The 20,640-nt window shown below is 52.3% G+C and carries 19 protein-coding genes; 17 read left to right on the plus strand and 2 right to left on the minus strand.

Translation table 11 applies throughout. The features are described 5' to 3' along the window. Positions 1 to 187 precede the first annotated feature (187 nt). The gene (locus OEW58_07895; GenBank protein MDH5301266.1) at positions 188 to 517 is read left to right on the plus strand and encodes a hypothetical protein; all 330 of its coding nucleotides are present in this window, start codon (positions 188 to 190) and stop codon (positions 515 to 517) included. Positions 518 to 695: 178 nt separating this feature from the next. Then, positions 696 to 1,634: a PDC sensor domain-containing protein gene (locus OEW58_07900; protein MDH5301267.1), complete on the plus strand. Its 939-nt coding sequence runs from the start codon at positions 696 to 698 to the stop codon at positions 1,632 to 1,634. On the opposite strand, the gene OEW58_07905 is transcribed toward OEW58_07900, so the two are convergent. Beyond that, positions 1,631 to 2,383 (minus strand): pentapeptide repeat-containing protein, encoded by a 753-nt coding sequence (locus tag OEW58_07905; protein ID MDH5301268.1) that lies wholly within the window; start codon positions 2,381 to 2,383, stop codon positions 1,631 to 1,633. The two genes, OEW58_07900 and OEW58_07905, sit on opposite strands and share 4 nt — an antisense overlap. Positions 2,384 to 2,553: 170 nt before the next feature. On the opposite strand from OEW58_07905, the gene gspG reads away from it, so the two are divergent. From gspG to OEW58_07960, 11 genes are all read left to right on the plus strand, one after another. Next, complete coding sequence (gene gspG, locus OEW58_07910) at positions 2,554 to 3,000, plus strand: type II secretion system major pseudopilin GspG (protein MDH5301269.1); 447 nt, start codon at positions 2,554 to 2,556, stop codon at positions 2,998 to 3,000. Positions 3,001 to 3,017: 17 nt separating this feature from the next. After that, positions 3,018 to 3,560: a type II secretion system minor pseudopilin GspH gene (gspH, locus tag OEW58_07915; GenBank protein ID MDH5301270.1), complete on the plus strand. Its 543-nt coding sequence runs from the start codon at positions 3,018 to 3,020 to the stop codon at positions 3,558 to 3,560. Continuing rightward, positions 3,557 to 3,928 carry a type II secretion system minor pseudopilin GspI gene (gspI, locus tag OEW58_07920; GenBank protein ID MDH5301271.1) on the plus strand — a complete coding sequence of 124 codons (372 nt, stop codon included), beginning with the start codon at positions 3,557 to 3,559 and terminating at the stop codon, positions 3,926 to 3,928. Before gspH ends, gspI begins: the two co-directional genes overlap by 4 nt. After that, complete coding sequence (gene gspJ / locus OEW58_07925; GenBank protein MDH5301272.1) at positions 3,928 to 4,554, plus strand: type II secretion system minor pseudopilin GspJ; 627 nt, start codon at positions 3,928 to 3,930, stop codon at positions 4,552 to 4,554. Before gspI ends, gspJ begins: the two co-directional genes overlap by 1 nt. After that, the gene (gspK, locus tag OEW58_07930) at positions 4,551 to 5,633 is read left to right on the plus strand and encodes a type II secretion system minor pseudopilin GspK (GenBank protein MDH5301273.1); all 1,083 of its coding nucleotides are present in this window, start codon (positions 4,551 to 4,553) and stop codon (positions 5,631 to 5,633) included. Before gspJ ends, gspK begins: the two co-directional genes overlap by 4 nt. A 1-nt stretch (position 5,634) precedes the next feature. After that, entirely contained in the window at positions 5,635 to 6,840 is a 1,206-nt protein-coding gene (gene gspL / locus OEW58_07935) for a type II secretion system protein GspL (GenBank protein ID MDH5301274.1), read from the plus strand. Then, positions 6,837 to 7,343 (plus strand): type II secretion system protein M, encoded by a 507-nt coding sequence (locus OEW58_07940; protein ID MDH5301275.1) that lies wholly within the window; start codon positions 6,837 to 6,839, stop codon positions 7,341 to 7,343. The genes gspL and OEW58_07940 overlap by 4 nt, the downstream gene beginning before the upstream one ends. Continuing rightward, positions 7,340 to 8,152, plus strand: coding sequence for a type II secretion system protein N (locus tag OEW58_07945; protein MDH5301276.1), 813 nt, complete (start codon positions 7,340 to 7,342; stop codon positions 8,150 to 8,152). The genes OEW58_07940 and OEW58_07945 overlap by 4 nt, the downstream gene beginning before the upstream one ends. A 19-nt stretch (positions 8,153 to 8,171) precedes the next feature. Further along, positions 8,172 to 9,179, plus strand: a complete 1,008-nt coding sequence (locus OEW58_07950) for an efflux RND transporter periplasmic adaptor subunit (protein MDH5301277.1) — start codon at positions 8,172 to 8,174, stop codon at positions 9,177 to 9,179. 6 nt (positions 9,180 to 9,185) lie between these two features. Next, positions 9,186 to 12,287, plus strand: coding sequence for an efflux RND transporter permease subunit (locus OEW58_07955; protein MDH5301278.1), 3,102 nt, complete (start codon positions 9,186 to 9,188; stop codon positions 12,285 to 12,287). Positions 12,288 to 12,392: 105 nt separating this feature from the next. After that, complete coding sequence (locus OEW58_07960; GenBank protein ID MDH5301279.1) at positions 12,393 to 15,242, plus strand: response regulator; 2,850 nt, start codon at positions 12,393 to 12,395, stop codon at positions 15,240 to 15,242. Positions 15,243 to 15,244: 2 nt separating this feature from the next. On the opposite strand, the gene OEW58_07965 is transcribed toward OEW58_07960, so the two are convergent. Beyond that, on the minus strand, positions 15,245 to 16,504 hold the full coding sequence (locus OEW58_07965) for a hypothetical protein (GenBank protein ID MDH5301280.1): 1,260 nt from the start codon (positions 16,502 to 16,504) through the stop codon (positions 15,245 to 15,247). 164 nt (positions 16,505 to 16,668) lie between these two features. Here OEW58_07965 and OEW58_07970 point away from each other — a divergent pair, with 164 nt between their 5' ends. The 4 genes from OEW58_07970 to OEW58_07985 all read left to right on the plus strand — a co-directional run. Continuing rightward, on the plus strand, positions 16,669 to 18,018 hold the full coding sequence (locus tag OEW58_07970) for an outer membrane protein transport protein (protein MDH5301281.1): 1,350 nt from the start codon (positions 16,669 to 16,671) through the stop codon (positions 18,016 to 18,018). Positions 18,019 to 18,020: 2 nt separating this feature from the next. After that, positions 18,021 to 19,220 (plus strand): Ig-like domain-containing protein, encoded by a 1,200-nt coding sequence (locus OEW58_07975; GenBank protein ID MDH5301282.1) that lies wholly within the window; start codon positions 18,021 to 18,023, stop codon positions 19,218 to 19,220. Then, complete coding sequence (locus tag OEW58_07980) at positions 19,196 to 20,161, plus strand: hypothetical protein (GenBank protein MDH5301283.1); 966 nt, start codon at positions 19,196 to 19,198, stop codon at positions 20,159 to 20,161. The genes OEW58_07975 and OEW58_07980 overlap by 25 nt, the downstream gene beginning before the upstream one ends. A 298-nt stretch (positions 20,162 to 20,459) precedes the next feature. Beyond that, the coding region (locus OEW58_07985) for a hypothetical protein (protein MDH5301284.1) at positions 20,460 to 20,640 on the plus strand (181 nt) is incomplete at its 3' end.

Below are 20,640 nucleotides of genomic sequence, written 5' to 3' on the forward strand. Positions count from 1 at the left end.
CGCGCTATATTCCGTTGTTTTTCAGGTTTTTGTAGTGTGAAGCTGTTCACAACTTGAATCCTGGCTCGGTCACACTTCTGGACGATAACCTGTCTGAGCGGCGAGATTACGGGCGTAACTCATCGCTCACAACATGGGTTCGAGTGCAAGGGACTGCCTTTTTTCCGCGAAAGGCACATGGTTGTTGATGAAGAACTCTTCCAAAAAATCCCCCATCCGTTTGATCGCAGCGTTGTTAGTGCTGCTGATTCTAGCGATATCTTCACCGCTGATCGCATCAACACCGGGACCGGTGTTGGAGCTGCAATTTTCCGGTGAGGTAGTCAATCCAGAAGACAGTAATTTCATGGATGAACTGTCGAGTTATGTGGGAGCGCCGCTGCACTACATGCGTCCTGCTTCTGGCGGCGAACATCTGTTACAGCTGGCCAAACCATTGCCAAACGGGCAAATGAGTAAGCTGGTGGCTCGTCTGAAAAAACATCATCACGTGACTCAGGTCAGAATCTTCTTTTAAGTGCATTTTTGTGCGCTATGCCCATGATTGGTGCATCGATCTAGGCTTTTCATTCACTCATTTTTCTAATCCATTGATATTCTTCAATAATTTTTTTGGCATGAAAGATGTCTGGACAAAGAGGTGGTTCCTCCCCCTCTTGGGCGCGTAAAGCGCCCTTTTTTTAGGTAGTACGATTATGTCCAGCATGAGCTATTTGAGTGTCATTGAGCGGTATCACGAATACCGTTCGGCAATCCATGAATTGATGGGGTCTATTGTTACCGGTGCGCTGGAGGCGCAAATTTTTCAGCAGGTAGAGCGGCAGCGGCAAGTGATAAAAAATCTTCGCCAGCAGTATCCGTTTGTGGATTTGCTCTATGTGCTGGACGGCAACGGCATACAGATCAGTGAGAACATTGCCAGTGAACGTTTGCATTCACCCTCGGGTAAGGGATGCGATCGTAGTCAGCGTAGTTATTATCAGTTGGCCATTCACAGCTCGGACGTGGTGGTGACCGAACCTTATTTGTCATCAGCCAGCGGTGCCTTGTGTATTTCGGCGGCGTTAAGGCGCGGCGAGGGCAGTGAGCAGCGTGTGCTGGTGATTGATATCGATCTGGCCGAGATTGTTGAATTTTTAATGGGCGACACCGCGCGGCGGCGATTTCAGCCGCTGTTTAAATGGGTGTACGCAACGATTGCCGTGGTGTTGTTTTTTGTTGCCGCATTGCTGCTGTATTTCGGCGTGGAAAAATTCTGGATGTTGCTGCTCAGTGACGATGACTCAGGACATGCGTCGAGTTTGATGCCATTTAGTGTGGTGATTTTTGCGACCTTGGCGCTGGCGATTTTCGATTTGGGCAAAACCATCTTTGAAGAAGAAGTGCTCATGCACAAAGACATCTACCGCCACAGTTCAACCCGGCGGACGATAACCCGGTTTATCGCCGCGATCTTGATTGCGGTCTCTATCGAGGCATTGATGGTGTTGTTCAAATCAGTGCTGGGAGACGGCGAGCATTTGATACATGCCGCGTGGCTGCTGGCATGCTCAGTGGGCTTGCTGGTGGGCTTGGGAATTTACGTTTACCTGGGTGCACGGGCCGAGGCGGTGTTACTAGCGGCAAAGCGCTAGAGACACGCGCCCACCGAGCCGGTGCGACAGCGTTTGCGATTACTCCAGGTGGCGTTGCTCAGATCAGCGCCATCCCATTGTGCACCTTCAATCAACGCGCTGGACAAATCTGCGCCCTGCAGATTGGCATTACGAAAATCTGCATTACGCAGATCCGCGCCTGCCAGTTTGGCTTTGACCAATTTAGTGCCCTGCAGATTGGAATCCGACAAATTGGATTTGCTGAACGTGGCCTGACTCAGATCCGCGCCCTGTAAATTGGCACCGCGCAAATTCACTTCTTCCAGTTGGGCCTGGATCATGCTGGCCTGGGACAAATTCGTGGCGACCAGACTCGCATTGTAAAATACTGCGTTATCAAACTGGGCCTGGCTGAAGTTGGCTTTGTCCAGGGTGGCGCGTTCCAGTCGGGCGCCATTGAAGTGCGCGCCCTGGCCATTAGCCTGTTGCAGATTGGCGCCGATCAATCGGCAGGAACGGCCCTGAATTTTACTCAAATTGGCGTTTTGCAGATTGCTGAAGGCAAGGTCGGCGTGGTTGATGTCGGCTTTTTCCAGATTGGCACCTTGCAGCTTGGTGCGGGTCAATACGGCTTCGGTCAATTTTGCACCGCTAAGGTTGGCGTTGGATTTATCGCAGCCAGACCAGTTAACGCGGGCCTCGGCGGGCGAGTCGCAACCGGCGAACGCGGCGAAAGAGGGTAAAAAAAACAACGCGCCAAGCAGAAATGGTTTACAAATAGAGGGCATAATTCAACAACCTTTGCGACTTTGGTTGAATGTTAACACAAGCTCGGCAGATGCCGACATTTCTTGGTAAGCGATCTTTGTTATTATTGGCACATGGGTCGGCGGGTGTTTCGCGGAACACATTTTGCCTGACTATTCCCACGCATCTACATTTGAAGGTTTTCCATACCATGAGTTCAAAAAAATATTCTCGTGCTGCAGGTTTTACCCTGATCGAAGTAATGGTGGTCATCGTGATTCTCGGTATTTTGGCGGCCGTGGTGGTGCCTCGTATCATGGATCGTCCCGATGCCGCGCGTGCGACCAAGGCCAAGCAAGACATTCGCACGCTGGAAGGCGCGCTGAATTTGTACAAATTGGACAACTTTCAATATCCCAGCACCGATCAGGGTCTGGAGGCTTTGGCGAGCAAGCCTTCCGGCAGCCCTGAGCCACGCAATTGGAAAGACGGCGGCTACATTGACCGTTTGCCCAAGGATCCTTGGGGTAACGACTACCAGTACATGAATCCGGGGTCGCATGGCGCGATTGATATTTATACTCTGGGCGCGGATGGCGCAGATGGCGGCGAAGGCACCGATGCGGATATTGGCAACTGGAACATGGATGAGCACTAACCCTTATTTGGCCGTTCATGACCAATAACTGTCTTTCTGCCGCCGGTGTTCGGCGCAAGCAGAGCGGTTTTACCCTGATTGAAGTCATGGTGGTGGTGCTGATTATCGGCATCATCATCAGCTTTGCGTCATTGTCGGTGGGCCAAAGCGCCAGCCAGGAACAGGAAGAAGAAGCGCGCCGGCTGACGGCACTGTTGAGACTGGGGGGTGAGGAAGCCATTTTCAATTCCCGCGAACTAGTGCTGGAAGTGTTTAAGGGCGGTTACCGGTTTATGGAAATCGATCCCAAGGGGCAGCGCCAGCCAGTGGGCAAGGAAGAGACCACCTATCGGGCGCGCGAATTACCTGAACAGTTTCATTTACGCCTGGAAATTGATGGCACCGAAGTGGCGTTGACCGGTGCGCCACAGGAAGGTCAACAGCCGCCGGCGGTGTTCATGTTGTCCAGTGGCGAGATGACGCCGTTTGTGCTGGACGTGGTGGACGAACAAAAAGTTGGTTATCGCCTGCAGGGTGAATACAGCGGGATGGTGAATTACGTCGGGAAGGTGGAGTTGTGAGCGGTCGTCAGCAGGGCTTTACCCTGGTTGAGGTGCTGATCGCCGTGGCAATTCTGGCCATTGCGCTGGGGGCGATTATCACCAGCGTGGCGCGTGCCACGGATAACGTCAGCTACATGCGCGATAAAACCTTTGCTCATTGGGTGGCGATGAACGTGATTACCGAAGTGCAGGTGTTGCGCAAGTTTCCGTCCACTGGCACCGACGAGGGCAAGCAAGAGCTGGGCAATCACGAGTGGCAGTGGAAAATGATCACCACGGAATCGCCGCTGTCGGCCAACATGCACCAGATCGTGGTTGAAGTCCGCCGTGACCGCAAGGACAAACAGCCGCTGGTGCGTTTGACGGCGATTGCGGGTAAATCGTGATGCGACGTTCGACCGCTGGCCAGCGCGGCTTTACCTTGTTGGAATTGATCATCTCCTTGGCGGTGTTTTCCATCATGTCAGTGATGGCTTACAGCGGTTTGAAAATTGTGCTCGACAGCAAGGGTGGCACCGAAGAGCGGGCCAAGCGGTTGAGCAGTGTGCAGACTGCGATGATGTTTATGGAACGCGATATCGAACAAATCATCGATCGCAGCATTCGCGACGGCTTTGGCATGCCGCAAGAGGCACTGGTCGGCGTGCCCTATGGTCAGCGACGGATGGAGTTTACCCGTGCCGGTTGGCGCAATCCCCTGGGCGGGCCGCGCAGCCAAATGCAGCGGGTGGGCTACCAGTTTGACGAGGGCGTATTGTCACGGGTCAGTTGGGTAACCTTAGACCGAGCGAACGAAACAGACCCGATTGCCCGGCCACTGGTCGATAACGTGGAGAATGTGAACATTCGCTATCTTTCCGGTGTGGGCAGTTGGACGGATAGCTGGCCGGTGTCTTCTGCCGGTACTTTGCAGCCGGCGCCGCGTTTGCCACTGGCGGTGGAGGTCGAGCTGGAATTCAAGGATTTGGGCAAAATCCGTCGTCTGTTCCGTGTCCCTGCGAGCAAGCCATGATGACTCATCATTCGTTAAAACGGCAACAAGGCGTCGCGTTGGTCACCGCGCTGTTGATTACTGCCATGGCGACGGTGATTGCGGTCAGTTTGATGTCGCGCCAATACGTGGATGTGGCGCGCACCGGCAACATGATGGCGGCCGATCAAACCTACCTGTACGGCTTGGCGGTGGAAACTACCGCACTGGAGCTGCTGGGGTTGTACATCCAGAACAATGCCTATGACGATCCCGATGGCGAAATGTACAAGCCCTACGTGTTTGAGCAGGAGGGCGCGATGGTCAATGGACAATTGTCGGATCTGGAAGGCAGGTTTAATCTCAATAGTTTGGTGAAGCCAGGCGGCAGCGGTGAGTGGGTGCTTAATCCAGATCAGCGAGAGCGCTTTGTGCGTTTGTTGGACAACGTGATGCAACAACTGCAGTTTTCCGGGGTTTCTGCCGATGATTTGGCCAATGCGGTGGTGGATTGGCTGGATACCGATTCGCAGGCCACCATGGGCGGAGCGGAAGACGGAGATTACATGTCGTTGGCGGACGTCCAGTACCGCGCGGCTAACCGGTTGATGACCAGTGCCAGTGAATTGAACATGGTGATGGGGTTTGATCGCGAGCTGCTGTACGGCAAGACCATCAACGACCAGTTTGAGCCGGGGTTGTTGCGTTACGTTGCAGCTTTGCCACAGACCGATACAACCATTAACATAAACACCGCCGATAAAAAGGTTATCAAGGCCATGTCCAGTTACTTCACTGATGCAGCGGTTGATGCCCTGGTGGCTCATCGCGGCGATCCGGCAGTGGCTCCCTTCAAGGATACGGGCGAATTTACCGGTCATCAGGCGATTACCGATATACTGGAAGACCTGAAAAAGAAAAACGATGACAAGGGACAAAAGGCGTTTGAAAAAGATTACGCCACAGGGTGGGATGTGAAGAGTCACTATTATCTGGTGACCACGCATGCGCAGTTGGGCAAAACCACCACGGTACTAAACAGCTTGCTGTATCGAGACGCCAAGGCGAATGCCAATCGCCTGGTGGCGTTATCGCGGTCTATGGGCACAGACGGAATCTAATATGCGTAGTCAGTTTATCGTTCAACTGTTAGGTCCAGATCAGCCAGTGCGCTGGATCAGGCTGGGGGACAAAGTGCAGCCGCTGTTGCAAAGCGGCAGTATGGAAGAAGCCGTGCGCCAATCCTTGGGTGCGCAGGTGATTGTGTTGGTGCCCGGTGAGGAAGTTGTGCTGACACGGGTCAGTCTGCCGGCCACCAATCGACAAAAAATGCTCAAGGCATTGCCTTACACCCTGGAAGAGCAGGTGGTGGGCGATGTGGACGACGTGCATTTTGCCGCAGGTGAGCGCGACGCGGACGGCATGCTCAATGTGGCTGCGTGTTCGCGTCGCTGTATGGACGTGTGGCAGGCGCGGCTGCGCGACGCGGGTTTGATGGCTGATGTGCTGATGCCTGATGTGCTGGCGCTGCCGCTGCGGGAAAATCGTTGGGTGCTGGTGCAGGATGGCGAGCGGTTTATGCTGCGCACGGGCGAGCAGCAGGGCTATGTGTTTGATGCGGCCAACCGCGATCTTTACCTGGGTCTGATGGTGCCGGAAGCAGAAAAAGCCGGCATTGAAGCGATTGATGTCTGGGCCGAGCAGGTGATCGAATGGCCGGGTTTGGTGTTTGAACATCAGTCGCTGGAAAACGGTTGGCTGTCTCTGCTCAAATCGGGAGATTTGGCCGAAAAATTATTGAATCTGCAGCAGGGTGATTACAGCCGGCGCGAGCAATGGGGCAAAATCTGGCGGCCTTGGCGTTTTGCTGCCGTGGTCGGTGGTATCGCGTTTTTGCTGAACCTGGGCGTGACCGTGGTTGAAAACTCGGAACTGAGCACGCAGAACGACGAACTTAAAGAGCAGGTGGTATCGATTTACAAAGATGCCTTTCCTGATGCGCGCAAAGTGCCCAATCCCCGTCAGCAGATGGAGCAAAAGCTCAAAGAGCTGCGTGCCGGCGGGCAAGGGGGCGGACAATCATTTTTGGATTTGATGCTGGCTGTCGGTCCTTCGTTTTCCGCCAATACCGGCGTCATCATGCGCAGCCTGCGCTACAAGAGTGGCGTGCTGGACATTGAACTGGAAGCACCTAGCCTGCAGTCGTTGGATCAACTCAAGCAATCGCTGGTAGCTAACGCCCATCTGGAAGTCGAGATTCAATCGGCCGCCGCCAAGGACAACAAGGTCCAGGGACGTATTCAGATCAAACAGGGGGCGACGTCATGATCAATACCTACATGCAACAATTCGTGGCGTATTGGGCGCAGCTGCGTCCTCGCGAGCGCTTGGGTCTGATCGCCGCTGCCGTGTTGGTGTTGCTGACGATGATTTATCTGTTGTTGTGGGAGCCGGTATTCAACGAGTCCAATCGGCTAAAACACTCCATCGAACAACAGCAGGAACTGGTTGGCTGGATGCGGCAGAGTGCCGCAGAGGCGAAGGCTCTGCGCGGCAGTGGCCCGCAACGTTTTAATGGTTCACTGTTGGGCCTGATCGATAGCACGGCTAAAAATAGCAGTCTGGGCAATTCGATGAAGCGGGTTGAACCGGATGGTTCCGATCGGGTGCGGGTGTGGATGGAACAGGCGTCGTTTGATGAACTGATTCACTGGCTGAATCAATTGCAGCGAAACTATGGCGTGCAAATAACCTCGGTGGTGATTGATCGCATGGAAGGCGGTACCGGCTTTGTGAATGCGCGCTTTGAGTTTAGCGGAGCATCTTCATGATGATTGCACTCAAGTCTTCGCTGAAGTTGAATTGGCGTCCCTGGCGTCGTTATGTGTTGCTGGGTGGACTTGCCTATGGCTTTTTTCTGCTGCAACAAACACCGATCAGTCTGATTTATCCACTGGCAAAAGATGTGATTGAGCAGCAAAACATTCGCATTTACGGTTTGGAAGGCGGGCTGTGGGATGGCTCAGCGCAGCGGGTGGAATACCAGGGGCGTGCGTTCGAAAATGTCGAATGGGATGTGCATCCGCTGGCGTTGTTGATTGGCCAGCTCAGCGCGACGGTCAGTGTTGGTAACGACAACATGCGCATTCACGCCACCGTCAACCGCAGTTTGACCGGTAGCATCAGTCTGGATGATATCAGCGGTCGGATAAGTGCGAATGAAGTGATGACCCTGGCGCAAGTGCCCGCGGTAAAACTCGACGGCCAATTTAAGTTGGACATGGATCACCTGGATCTGAGTGACGGGCGTTTGCAGAGTGCCGAGGGCACATTGGTTTGGTCACATGCCGGGATGCAGTTCCCACTGAAGCTGGACTTGGGTGAATTGTCCATTGATGTGGAAACCGTTGATGCCGGTGTGCGCGCTTCACTGGGTGACAAAGGTGGTCCATTGGAGTTGCGCGGTCAGTTGTTGATACAGCCCGATGGCGCGTACAGTTTTGATGCTCAATTGTCGGCCCGTGAGGGTGTGGGATCGTCGCTGGGACGAACCATTGGCATGTTGGGGTCGTATAATTCTCAGGGAAAAGTCGATGTTAAATCCAACGGAAAACTGGCAGAATTGGGCCTGGGTGGATAATCGATGAGAGGCTTTTCCTATGCCAAAAGGAGTTCGGTTGGCATGTTGTGCGCTGCTATTTTTTACGGCGACGTCCTTTGCGGCGGCCCCTCAGCCGGTTAACGTCAGCAATATTTCTACTCTGGGGGTTTACCCCGAAATTTCGGTTGCAGCCAATAGTCTCAGTCTAAACCGCTCTGTCATCAGCGCCCAGGTGGGCGCGGTGGTCAACAAGCTCGAAGCCGATGTTGGTGATTCGGTGCAGGTCGGTGATGTGTTGTTGCGGTTCGATGATGCCAATTATCGGTTTGCCCTGCAGCGCGCAGAAGCCGTTTTGGCCTCGCTGGATGCGCGCATCGAATTGGCCGAATCAGATTTGGAACGTACCCACATTCTTTCGCAAAGCGATGCGGTGTCGCAGCAAAATTTGCGACAGCGGCAGAGCGAGTTAAAGGCGCTGCGCGCAGATCGTCTCGGTGCCCAGGCCGCAGTCGAACTGGCCAAGCTGGATTTGCAGCGCTGCGTTATCAAAGCCCCCTTCAAAGCTGTCATCACCTCTCGTGCTGCCAAACTGGGTGAGTTGGCGATGCCCGGCAATCCATTGTTTGAACTGGTGGATAGTGCGCGGATTGAAGTCTCTGCCAAGTTGCAGGCCGCTGATGCTGAACAAATATCATCCGCCGATCAATTTTATTTTTCTGCCCAAGGCAAACGCTACCCACTGCGTTTGCGCGCATTAACCCAGGCATTTGATCCGGTCGAGCGCAGCCGCGAAGCGCGGTTTGTGTTTAGCGGCGAACGTGCTTTGCCCGGTGTGGCGGGGAATTTGATTTGGCGTGTTTCCCAGGTGCATTTGCCGGCGGATATGCTGGTGCGTCGTGACGGCAAGCTGGGCGTGTTTGTGATTCAGCAAAATCGTGCCGTGTTTGTCGAACATCCCGGTGCGCGCGAAGGGCGTCCGGTGAAATCCTCCTTGCCAGCCGATGCGCGGATTGTTACGCAGGGAAGGCTGTTGTTGCAGCATGGCTCTGCCGTCAGCGTGCAGTAATTCATCATGCTGCAGCGATTTTTAGAAAATCATGTGTTGGCCAACGTCACCTTTGTGGTGGTGTTGCTGGTCGGTACGTTGAGTTTTATGCAGTTGCCGCGTGCGCAAGATCCGGAAATTAATTTTAACTGGATTAGCGTAATCACTACCTTGCCCGGTGCCTCCGCTGAAGACGTGGAAAAACTGGTCACTAATCCGCTCGAAGACGCCATCGCCCAGGTGGATGATGTCAAGTTCGTCTCCAGTTTTACCCGTCAGGGAATTTCCAATATTTCTGCGCGCTTTGAAGATATTTCGGCAGAAAAATTCGACAAGCGCATGAATGATTTGCGTCGCGAAGTGCAATCCAAGGCCAATGCCGAGTTGCCCCAGGCAGCCAATGATCCGATGGTGCTGGAAATTACCTCCGCCAATTCGTTTCCAACGGCGATGCTGGTGGTGCGCGGCCATGCCGATGATGAAGTGCTGCGTCAGACTGCGTTGGCGGTAAAAGAAGATTTGGAACGCATCAAGGGCGTGGACGGCGTCACGCCTGCGGGTTTGCACGGTCCTGAGCTGCGCATCGAATACGATCCACAAAAACTTCAGGCTTACGGCGTATCGCCTTCGCAGTTGGCCGATACGGTCAGCGCCTATTTCCGCGATGTGTCCGCCGGTAAAGTACAACTGGGTAGTCAGGATTGGCTGGTGCGCATGGTGGGAACGGATGCCGCTCCGGGTTATTTGGAAAGTTTGAATATTATGACGGCGCGTGGCGAAGTGCCGATTCGTCATGTGGCGGATGTGACGCGTGCGCGCAAGCAGGCAGAGCAACTGGTATATAACCATGGCCAACCTTCAGTGCTATTGGCCGTTACCAAAAAACCGTATAACAACACGCTGCAGTTGATGGAGCGCGTCAACCAATACATCGCCAGCCAAAATCAGGTGCTGGGAAAACTTGGTATTGAAATTTTACTGCTGGATGATCAGACCTACTCAACACGCAATGCGATCAGCGTCATGCAAAATAACGCGATTGTGGGTTTGTTGTTGGTTGCGCTTGTGACATGGGTGTTTTTGGGGACACGCATCGCGTTTTTTGTTGGCATAGGCATTCCGTTTACGTTGGCAGGAACGTTTTGGCTGTTGTCGGTCAGTGGTCAGACGCTGAATCAATCGGTTCTGCTGGGCGTGGTGATTGTGCTGGGGATGCTGGTGGATGACGCGGTGGTGGTGGTCGAGGCCATTTACTATCGTCTGCAGCGAGGAACGCGTGCGATGCAGGCGGCGATTGAATCCTTGGCTGAAGTGTTCAAACCAGTAACTGCATCGGTGCTGACAACGATTGCGGCTTTTTTGCCGCTGATGCTGTTGCCAGGCATTGTCGGCGATTTCATGTTTGTCATTCCGTTTGTGGTAACGGTGGCGCTGTTGGTGAGTTTGCTGGAAGCCTACTGGATGTTGCCGGTACACATTGCAGCGGCGAACGTGAATTTTGACAACAAGAGCAGAATGCAGCAGCGTCGCGAATATTTCACTCATCGCGTTCGGCTGAATTACAGTCGTGGGTTGATTTGGGTATTTCGCAATCCGCGAAAATTTGCGGTGATATTTGTGTTGGTTGTGCTGGGGGCTGTTGCGATGTTGGCGGCTGGCTGGGTAAAAACCAAATTCTTTGCATTTGATCCGCTGCGGGTATTTTATGTCAATGTCGAAATGCCTTCAGGCACGCCATTGTCCGAAACCTTGCGCGTGGTGGCGGAAGTCGAATCAAAAGCCAGAGCGCATTTACACCAAGGTGAGTTGCGTGAATCTGTCGCGGTGGCTGGACAGATGTTTACCGAAACTGCGCCATTTTTTGGCGATCAGTTTGGTCAAGTGACCATTAGCCTGCAGCCAGATCAGCCTGGCATGCGCAGCGTTGAGCAAATGGTGGAAGCCATGCGCGCGGATGTGATCAATACCGTGGGTGCAGCTAGAATTTCATTCCTGATTCTCAGTGGTGGGCCGCCGGCATCCAAGCCGATTAACGTTAAGGTGCGTGGCGATGATTACACCCAACTGCGATCGGCCACGGCGGCACTGCGCAAGGTTTTGGAGTCCATGCCGGCAGTGCGCGATATCAGCGATGATGACAGTGAAGGTTCACCGGAGCTGGTGTTGCGCCTGGATACCAATGCGATCAAACGCGCAGGATTGCACGCAGCGGATGTGGCGCGCAATGTGCGATTGATGTTTGATGGTGAAGTGGTCACCAGCATGCAGGATCGTGGTGAAAAACTGGAAGTGCGGGTGCAGGGTAGCGAAGCGCAACTGGATAGTGTCGATGACTTGTTGCGTCAAACCCTGCCGTTGTCCGGTGGTGGCTATGTCTCGCTTGGACAATTGGTGGAAGCAAAAACTTCGTTGAGCAAAGAAGTGATTCGCCATCATGATTTCCGCCGCGCGATCACCTTGCAGGCAGATTTGGACAAAGAGCAAATGGACACGCCAGAAGCCAATGCGCAATTGTTTGCTGCCTGGGAAACCATTCGTTTGAATTATCCTGGTGTAAATTTGGATACCACCGGCGAGCTTGATGATATTCAGGAAAGTCTGGATGCCATGCTGATGCTGTTCCTGTTTGGGATTGGTTTGATTTATCTGATTTTGGGCACGCAATTCCGCAGCTATTGGCAACCGTTTATGATTTTGGCGACGGTGCCACTGGCGTTTATCGGCGTGGTCTATGGTTTAGCGTTATCAGGAAATCCGCTGAGCTTGTTCACGTTGTATGGTGTGGTGGCTCTGACAGGGATTGCAGTGAATACCGCAATTGTGATGATTGATGCGGCCAATGCACGAATGACGGCGGGTATGAGTTCATTGCATGCGATTGTGTATGCTGCGCGTCGTCGGGTCGTGCCGATTTTGATTACATCGCTGACGACGGTGGCGGGTTTGATGTCGCTTGCCTTGGGCTTGGGTGGCGAGTCTTTGGTATGGGGGCCGGTGGCGTCTGCAATTGTGTGGGGTTTAACTTTTTCCACAATTTTAACCTTGTTTGTCATTCCCTTGCTGTATCGATTCTTTATGACTCCGCGACATAAATCGCGCGGTTTTTTTAGGAAAAAAGCCGCAGCGTAATTATTTACACAAAGTTACTTCAAACTGATGTCACTGCTGACGACGTTGTGAGAGCGGGAGTGGGTAGCTGTTGCCCGGCCTAATTAACACAATTGCAGGCAGGAAATGACACAGCCGTTTCCAATTATTGGAACTGAAAATTATCTGGAGTATCTAGCTCGCCGATTCGGAAGTCATGGACAAGCTTGTGGCTGGGATTGGGGGGTTGGATCAAAGACGCAGCGCTTTAATCAGGGCTACCTGAAATTAATTGGCGCAGATATATTTTCTTTGGAATTTTTACACGAAAACTGGTTGCAACGCATTCATCCTGATGACCGGGCGGAAGTGGAATCGCAATTGGATTTGTTGTTGAGCGCTGGCTCGCCTGTGTATCGCAGTATCCACCGAATGCGTGCGGACGATGGTCGATATCGCTGGATTTGTGAATGTGGGATAGCGCAACGCAATGTCGATGGTCAGGCTTATCGTGTACTGACAGTGGCAGCGCCACTGATGCAAAATGTCTCGAGTAGTTCGACCAATGCGCTGATTGATAATGTTGTAGATGGCATTATTACTGTTTCTTCACAAGGCATCATTGAATCGGCCAACGAATCCATCCAGTATCTATTGGGCTACACGCCTGATGAGTTGTTGGGGAAAAATATTTCCATGCTGATGGGTGATGAAATTGCTGTTTGCCACGATGAATATATGCAGAGATATCAAGGCGGTGGTGGCGGCAGCATTGTTGGTCAGGGGTTGCGCGAACTGGTAGCCAAGCACAAGGATGGGCGTTCGATTGATATCAGTCTGGGGGTGAATGTCGCCAATATTGGTGGAAGGGAAGTATTTGTTGGTGCATTTCGAGATGTGAGCGAACAAAAGGCAGCGGAGCGTATACTTCGCAGCCGGGAAAAATTGCTCAGTTTCGCCCAACGTATTGCCCACATTGGCAGTTGGAGCTGGAATGTGGTGACGGGTGAAAACTCCTGGACAGATGAGATGTATCGCATTTTTGGATTGACGCCAGACGCCTTTCCGCCCGACATGGATCAGTTTGTCAGATTTGTTCATCCCCAGGATAGAGATCAAGTGGTGGATGGTATCACTGCGGCGTTGGTGTTTGGCCGTACCTGTGAAATTGTGCATCGCATTGTGCGGAAAGACGGTGAAATTCGGGTGGTATTGCAGCAGGGCGAAGTTGAAATCGGCGTCAACCAGAAACCCTATTACATTACCCTGGTTGTTCATGATATTACCGAGCAGTTTAGTGCCGAGGAGCAGTTGCGCAAGCTCAACGAAAACCTCGAACAAATCATCGAAGATCGAACAGCAAAACTGGAAGCGAAAAATACCGAGCTTGATGCTGCGCTGTCCCAGGCTCAGGATGCAACGCGTTCCAAGTCGGAATTTTTGGCCAATATGAGTCATGAAATTCGAACGCCGATGAACGGCGTACTGGGCATGCTCGGTTTGTTGCGTGACAGCGGACTAAGTGCCGAGCAGGCGGACTTTGCCAGTACAGCGTATAACTCGGCTGAAACATTGCTGACGCTGCTGAATGATATTCTCGATTTTTCAAAAATTGAAGCCGGCAAAATGACGCTGGAAAAAATTGATTTTGACATTCGTTCTGTGGCTGAGGATGTTGTTGAGTTGCTGGCGGAGCGGGCGCATAGCAAGGGTATAGAAATCAGCAGTTTTGTTGTCGAGAATGTCCCGACTATGGTGGTGGGTGATCCTACCCGTCTTCGTCAGGTGCTGACCAATCTGATTGGTAACGCCATCAAATTCACATCGGTTGGCGAGGTGACATTGCAAATTAATTATCTTGAACAACTACCTGGCGGTCATCGATTGCGTGTCGAAGTTCGTGATACTGGAATTGGCATTCCTGAAAATGCTAGGCAAAAAATATTTGAATCATTTTCGCAGGCCGATGGTAGCACGACGAGAAATTTTGGAGGCACTGGCTTGGGATTGACCATCAGTCGTCAGTTGGTCCAGCTAATGGATGGCGAGATTGGAGTTGACTCGGAAGTGAACAAAGGAAGTGTTTTCTGGTTTACGCTGGAGTTGGGCGAAAGCAGTGTCGAGAGTACACGCAGTTCTGAATATGATGTGGCTTCGTTGCGTGGCGTGCGGGTGTTGGTGGTGGATGACAATCAAACCAATCGCGAGATATTTAAGCGAACCCTGGCGGCATGGTCGATGGAGGTTGTTCCCGTTGAAGGTCATGCGCAGGCGCTGCAACAGCTTTCTCAGGCACATGATGGCAAACAGGATTTCCAGGTTGTGCTGCTGGACATGGCAATGCCTGAATGTAATGGCATGCAGTTGGCGCAAAAGATTCGGGATTTGCCCATCGTGCAACCGCAGCTCGCTTTGCTCAGTTCGATGTTTTTTGGCCGCAAGGATGATGAGTACCATGCGCTCAATATTGTCCATTGTCTGAATAAACCGGTTCGCAAGCGTCAGTTGTATGAATTATTGTGTTCAATGGTGCGGGGGCAAACCTCGAGTCAAGATGTGGCAGACAAAATATTTGATCTGGCCGCAGGCTCGGCAAAACAGGTTGTGCGAGTCGAGCGAATTTTGGTCGCTGAAGACAATAGCATTAACCAAAAGGTTATTTCGGCCATGCTGAAAAAATCGGGGTTTGAAGCGCAGATGGTTGGCAATGGTGTGGAAGCGGTCAAAGCCTGGGAGAATGGCGGTGTTGATCTGATTTTTATGGATTGCCAAATGCCCGAAATGGACGGCTATACGGCCACCGGAAAAATTCGTGAGCTGGAGCAGGCGAAAGGTGGGCATGTGCCTATCGTCGCATTAACTGCCAATGCGATGCAGGGTGACGAGGAAAAATGTCGCGCAGCCGGCATGGATGATTATCTCACCAAGCCGCTGCGCGAAAAAAACTTGCAGGATAAACTGGCGCACTGGTTGCCGCAAAAACAAAATGCGGCGTGATATCAGGCACCGTAGATGTTGTCACCCCAGAATGAAAATAGCACTTCTTCGCAGTTGGGTTCACCAATGGTGACGGTGTCTAACAGAACATCGTTGCCGTCAAAAATGCTTAGCGTGCCGTCTGTTGGGTTGGGAATGAAAACATGGCTGATTTGCGTTCCCTGGTGGGCAAAGGCGATAGGGCGACGACCACAACTGGCTTTGCCGACTTGCAGTGTTTTTTGTAATTGAATCGCCGGCAGTTTGCTGGTGTCGTAAACCTGGACGCTGGTGTTTTGCAGGTTGTTAAATTGCGTACCTTTGCCGGTGCTGGCCGAGGTTAAATACAGTTTTTTACCATCAAGGCTGAAACGATAGACGCTGGGATAAAAATCCTGCAGATCCAAATGGGCGACGGTGTCACCGCTGCTGGCATCCAGTACAGTCAGTTTGCCAATCACGTGATCGGGGTTGGATTTGCGATCAGCGCCCTTGCCGACCAAAAACCGGCCTTCAGCGGAGCCCAGCAAATTGCTGCAGTGTTTGAGTTGGTAACGATTTTCAATTTCCAGCGTACGTGGATCAATGACGACGATGGTGCCGTAGCCGTTATTGAGACTGAAAATTTTACCTTGCGATGTGGCGTATAAAATGCCGTGCGGGAAAGCATTGTTGGGAACGCAATCCTGGCCACCGTTTTCTTTTTCTGGTTCGCACAGGTTGATGACTTTCAGAATTTTCAGGAATTGATCTGGATTGCTTTCATCGTTGCCAACGATGCACATGGTGCCGTCTAACAGATCGGAAACGAAAGCGAGCTTGGGAACATCTGGATGTTGTGCGCTGGGTGCGCTAAACGCCGTCATGTGATGACCGCGACCAACGCACAGGGTTTTCAGAACTTTGCCGGTTTTGCGATTGACGACAGTAACGCTGGAGCCACCGTTCGGACAGTTTACCGGGTCATTGCCGGTGTCTTCGTCGCCGTCATAGACAAACCAGATGCGATTGTGCGCAGGGTCAAGGTAGGCGTAGGCAGGAAATACATCGGCAGGTAATTCGTTGCTTTGGACGACGGTTTTGCTCTGCGGGTCCATGCTGATGGCTTGACCGTCACCGTTGATGCCGAAAAAATAGGGACGGGCAGCGGGCGTTTTGCCAGTGGCTTGCGTCATGGGCAGTTGTGCAACACTAAAACCGTTTTTGTCGGGGCGGACTACGGCGATGGTTCCCTTGGAACCGTAGTTGGAATGGCAAACTAGGGCCCAGTCTTGATTCTGCATTGTTTCAACCTTTGCTTGAGAAAATGTCGTGCCCACAAGGCGTGAGTTGCTAATCATACCTTGCCCGGTGTTTTTCTCAACTGAAAGGCGCTGGTGTTGTTCATTCAGTAGCGCTAGTCTTGTTTCTATGAATTGGCGTCATCACTGTGTTTAAGGAGGAAAGAGTGGTCATTGATAAACGGGGCTATTGGTGGTTGGGGATCTGTCTGCAGACATGCAGTTTACCGGTGCTGGCGGGGGGCTTTGGTTTGAGCGAGCAATCCGCCTCTGGCATGGGTAGCTCGTTTGCCAGTGGCGGTGCGGCGGCGGAGGATGCCAGTACGATGTTTTTTAATCCCGCCAGCATGACCGTGTTGCAGAAAAAACAGTTGGTGGCGGCGGGGCATTTGATTGTGCCGAGCAGTGATTTCAGTAATGACAATTCGACGGCCTACATCGGCCCCAATGCCATTGGTCCGATTGGCGGCAACGATGGCGACGCTGGCATCAATTCCCTGGTGCCTAATGCCTATCTGCTGTTGCCTCTGGGCGAACGGATGCGCGCCGGTCTGGGAGTGAACGTGCCGTTTGGTTCGACATCCGAATACGATGATGACTGGGTCGGACGTTATCATGGCGTGCATTCGTCCATGCGTGCGGTAAACGTCAATCCCGCGTTTTCATTTCAGCTAAGTCCCTCGGTGTCCGTGGGGGCTGGCGTGAATATGCAGTACGTTGACGTGAAATTAACCAGCGCTATCGATTTGGGCAGTTTGTGTGTGGCCGCGTTTGATTTAACCACCTGTAATAGCGCCGGTCTGCAGCCCATGCAAGACGATGGTTATGCCGTAGTCACCGGAGACAACTGGGGCTATGGCTGGAATGCCGGCGTGTTGATGGAGCATGAAGGGCGGCGTTTTTCGCTGGCATATCGTTCCTCGGTGAAACAGTCGGTGGATGGCAAGGCCGATTTCAGCATTCCCGCCAATGCGCAATTTATGACTGCTGGTGGCACGCAACTGGTGGATACCGGCGCGCATTCCGAGGTGACCATGCCGGCCAGTTTGTCGGCATCGTGGTTTGTACCGGTAAATCCGAGTCTGGCGGTGATGGCGGATGTGACCGTCACACGCTGGTCGTCATTTCAGGAGCTACGCATCAGCTATGACAGTGAGCAAGAAGATACGGTGACATATCACCAATGGGCCGACAGTTGGCGTTATGCATTGGGTGCACGCTACCGATTGGCGGATGATCTGCAATTGCGCGTGGGGGCGGCGTATGACAAAACTCCGCTGAAGCAGGATCAGTATCGGACGGTGCGGATTCCAACCAATGATTTTTACTGGCTAAGTGCCGGTGGACGTTACAATCTCTCGCCGGATTTCTGGCTGGATTTCGCCTACGGCTATATCACCGCGCCAACCGGCAAGGTGGATAACGCGCTCGTCAGTCAGGCAACGCCGCATCGTGCTCGCGGTAGTTTTGAAACCGATGTACACATTGTCAGTGCCCAGGCCACATGGAACTTCTAACGATGAAAAACAAATTTCTTATTTTATCTGTATCATTGTTGACGCTGCTGGTCAGCGGCTGTTGGGATGATTCTCGTAGTACTCATTTGCAGGATCGCTTGGCCACTGATTCGAATCCGGATTCGATGTTTATTGCCGAGTTTGATCCTGCCAATAGCGTGATTCCGTTTCCCAATAATTTGTTGTTTGCCGCAGTAAGTGGCAGCGATGGCAGTGTAGCGCAAGCGGCCGATGGCACGGTCAACGTGCCGTACAAAGCGACGGATGATGATGCCAGCGTAAAGGCAGCATTGAGCGCGCTGGACGGATTTTCCACCACCGCGCCGATCACAACGACGTTCAATTCGACCATTGATGCGGCGAGTGTGATTGGCAGTGTGCGCGTGTTTGAAGTCACGCTCAGTGGCGTCGGTGGTGCGGTGGTGGCAATAAATCGTGAGCTGCTCCTGGACGATGAATTTGCCACGGTAGCCAAAGACAAAACGCTGGCGATTGTGCCGATGAAACCGTTGAAACCCAAAACGTCGTATCTGGTGACGGTGAGCAAGGGCTTAATGGGACGCAATGGTGATGCGGCCAAACCTTCGATTGCTTATGCATTGGCCAAGCGTACCTCGCCGCTGTTTGATGGCACCCACAGTACGGTGGCCGCACTGGATGATATCAGCGCGCAAAAATTTGAAGCGGTTCGGCAGTTGACCAATTTCGCAGAGTCGGCGGTTGAGGGATATACCGTGACCAATGATGTGACGAGCACTCCCGACTTGTTGGCGGCAGACATTGTGCTTAGCTGGTCGTTCACCACTCAATCCATTACCGACGTGATGAATGCGGTGTACAGTGCGGCGGTGAGCGCAACACCGGTGAGTTCGGTTACCTCAACGGCGATTGCTGAGTTGGCGGACATGGTTCCTGGAGCCAATGTGTATGAAGGGACGTTGAGCATTCCGTATTACCTGGATGCTGAAATTACCCCAACACATATTGGACCACTCACAGGTCATTGGCAGAGCGCAGATGGACGCGAAGTTTATTGGGCGAATCCGGTGGTGCCCAAGTCCACTACGCAAACCATTCCGCTGTTGTTGTCGGTACCCAAAACCGCCAAACCTGGGGCTGGTTGGCCGGTGGTGATATTCCAGCACGGCATTACTCGTTCACGTGCTGACATGCTGACATGCTGGCGGTGGCCAATAAATTAGCACTGGATGGTTTTGCAGTGGTGGCGATTGATTTGCCGTTGCACGGTATTTTGAGCACGGATGCGGGTGTTGGTCTGCTGTTGACCAAGGGGGCGGCTGAGCGAAATTTTGCGTTGGATCTAGTGAGTCAAAATGCCGATGGCAGCATTGCTGCGTCGGGGGCGGATGGTGTGGTTGACAGTTCCGGCCGGCACTATATCAACTTTACCTCGCTGTTGACCGCACGTGACAATACTCGTCAGGCGGTGGCGGACTTGTTTGCGCTGACATCGTCGTTGACTGACATGAGCTATGACAATGTGGTCGGCGGTGACTTTGATACCAGCAAAATTTATTTTGTGGGGCACTCACTGGGCGGCATTGTTGGCTCAATGTTCCTGCGCTATGACAGTCGGGTACGCGATGCCGTGCTGGCTATGCCCGGTGGCGGTATTCTGAAAATGCTGGATGGATCGCCACGATTTGGTCCAGAAATTCGCGCTGGTCTGGAGAGTGTGGCGGGTTTGAAATCCGGAACTGCAGAATACGACGCATTTATGATTGCAGCGCAAACGGTGCTGGATAGCTCTGATCCGATTAATGTCGCCGCAGATGTTAGCGCCGGACGTGGCGTGTTGATGTTTGAAGTGCTGGGCGATGCGGTAATTCCCAATGAAGTGGCAGATGCGCCGCTGTCAGGTACCAAACCGTTGGCCGGATTGATGGGGTTAAGTGCGACAACAGCGTCGGTGACAGATACGGGCGTGAATTTGACAAAACTGGTGAAGTTCGGCAAGGGTCATCATGGTTCGGTGTTAACGCCAACGGATGCGAATGATCAAGCCAATGCAGATTCTGCGGCGGTGTATGCGGAAATGCAATCGTTAATGGCTGAATTCATCAGCAAAGATGGTAAAGCAGTCACGCTGAATAATACAGCACTGATGGATCTTAATCCTTAGTTAAAAAGGCTTATTGCAATTTCGAGGGCGCACAGTGTGCGCCCTTTTTTTGTGGCCAAATTTTATCAGGTCAAATTTTTGTAAATAAATGTACAAAATAAAATTTGTGTCGAAGCCGGGTGGTGGTATCTGCCGCTATAAAATTCTGGATACATCCATTCCGTGCAAAAAATGATTAGTAGAAGTGTGTTTTTTTTGTTGGCAGAGATTAGGTGAGTGGAGCTTGGGTGATGAATTTTTTGATTCTCCTGATGTTTGGTGATAATCAGCTCGGTCGTATGTGTCGAGGGGAGGGGTAATGCGTCAGCGAATTTCCATTCTAATCCCGCTGGCATTGATCATTGTTACCCTGCTTGCCAGTTGGGTTACATTCATTTTTTCATTGAATATAGAAACAGAAAAAATAAAGCGAGAATCAATCAGTGATCTGTCAGAAGACTTGGTTAGGCTGCAAAATGTATTTATGTTGGGTGTGGATA

The organism is Gammaproteobacteria bacterium (genome assembly GCA_029884425.1).
In the GTDB taxonomy this organism is placed as follows: domain Bacteria; phylum Pseudomonadota; class Gammaproteobacteria; order S012-40; family S012-40; genus JAOUHV01.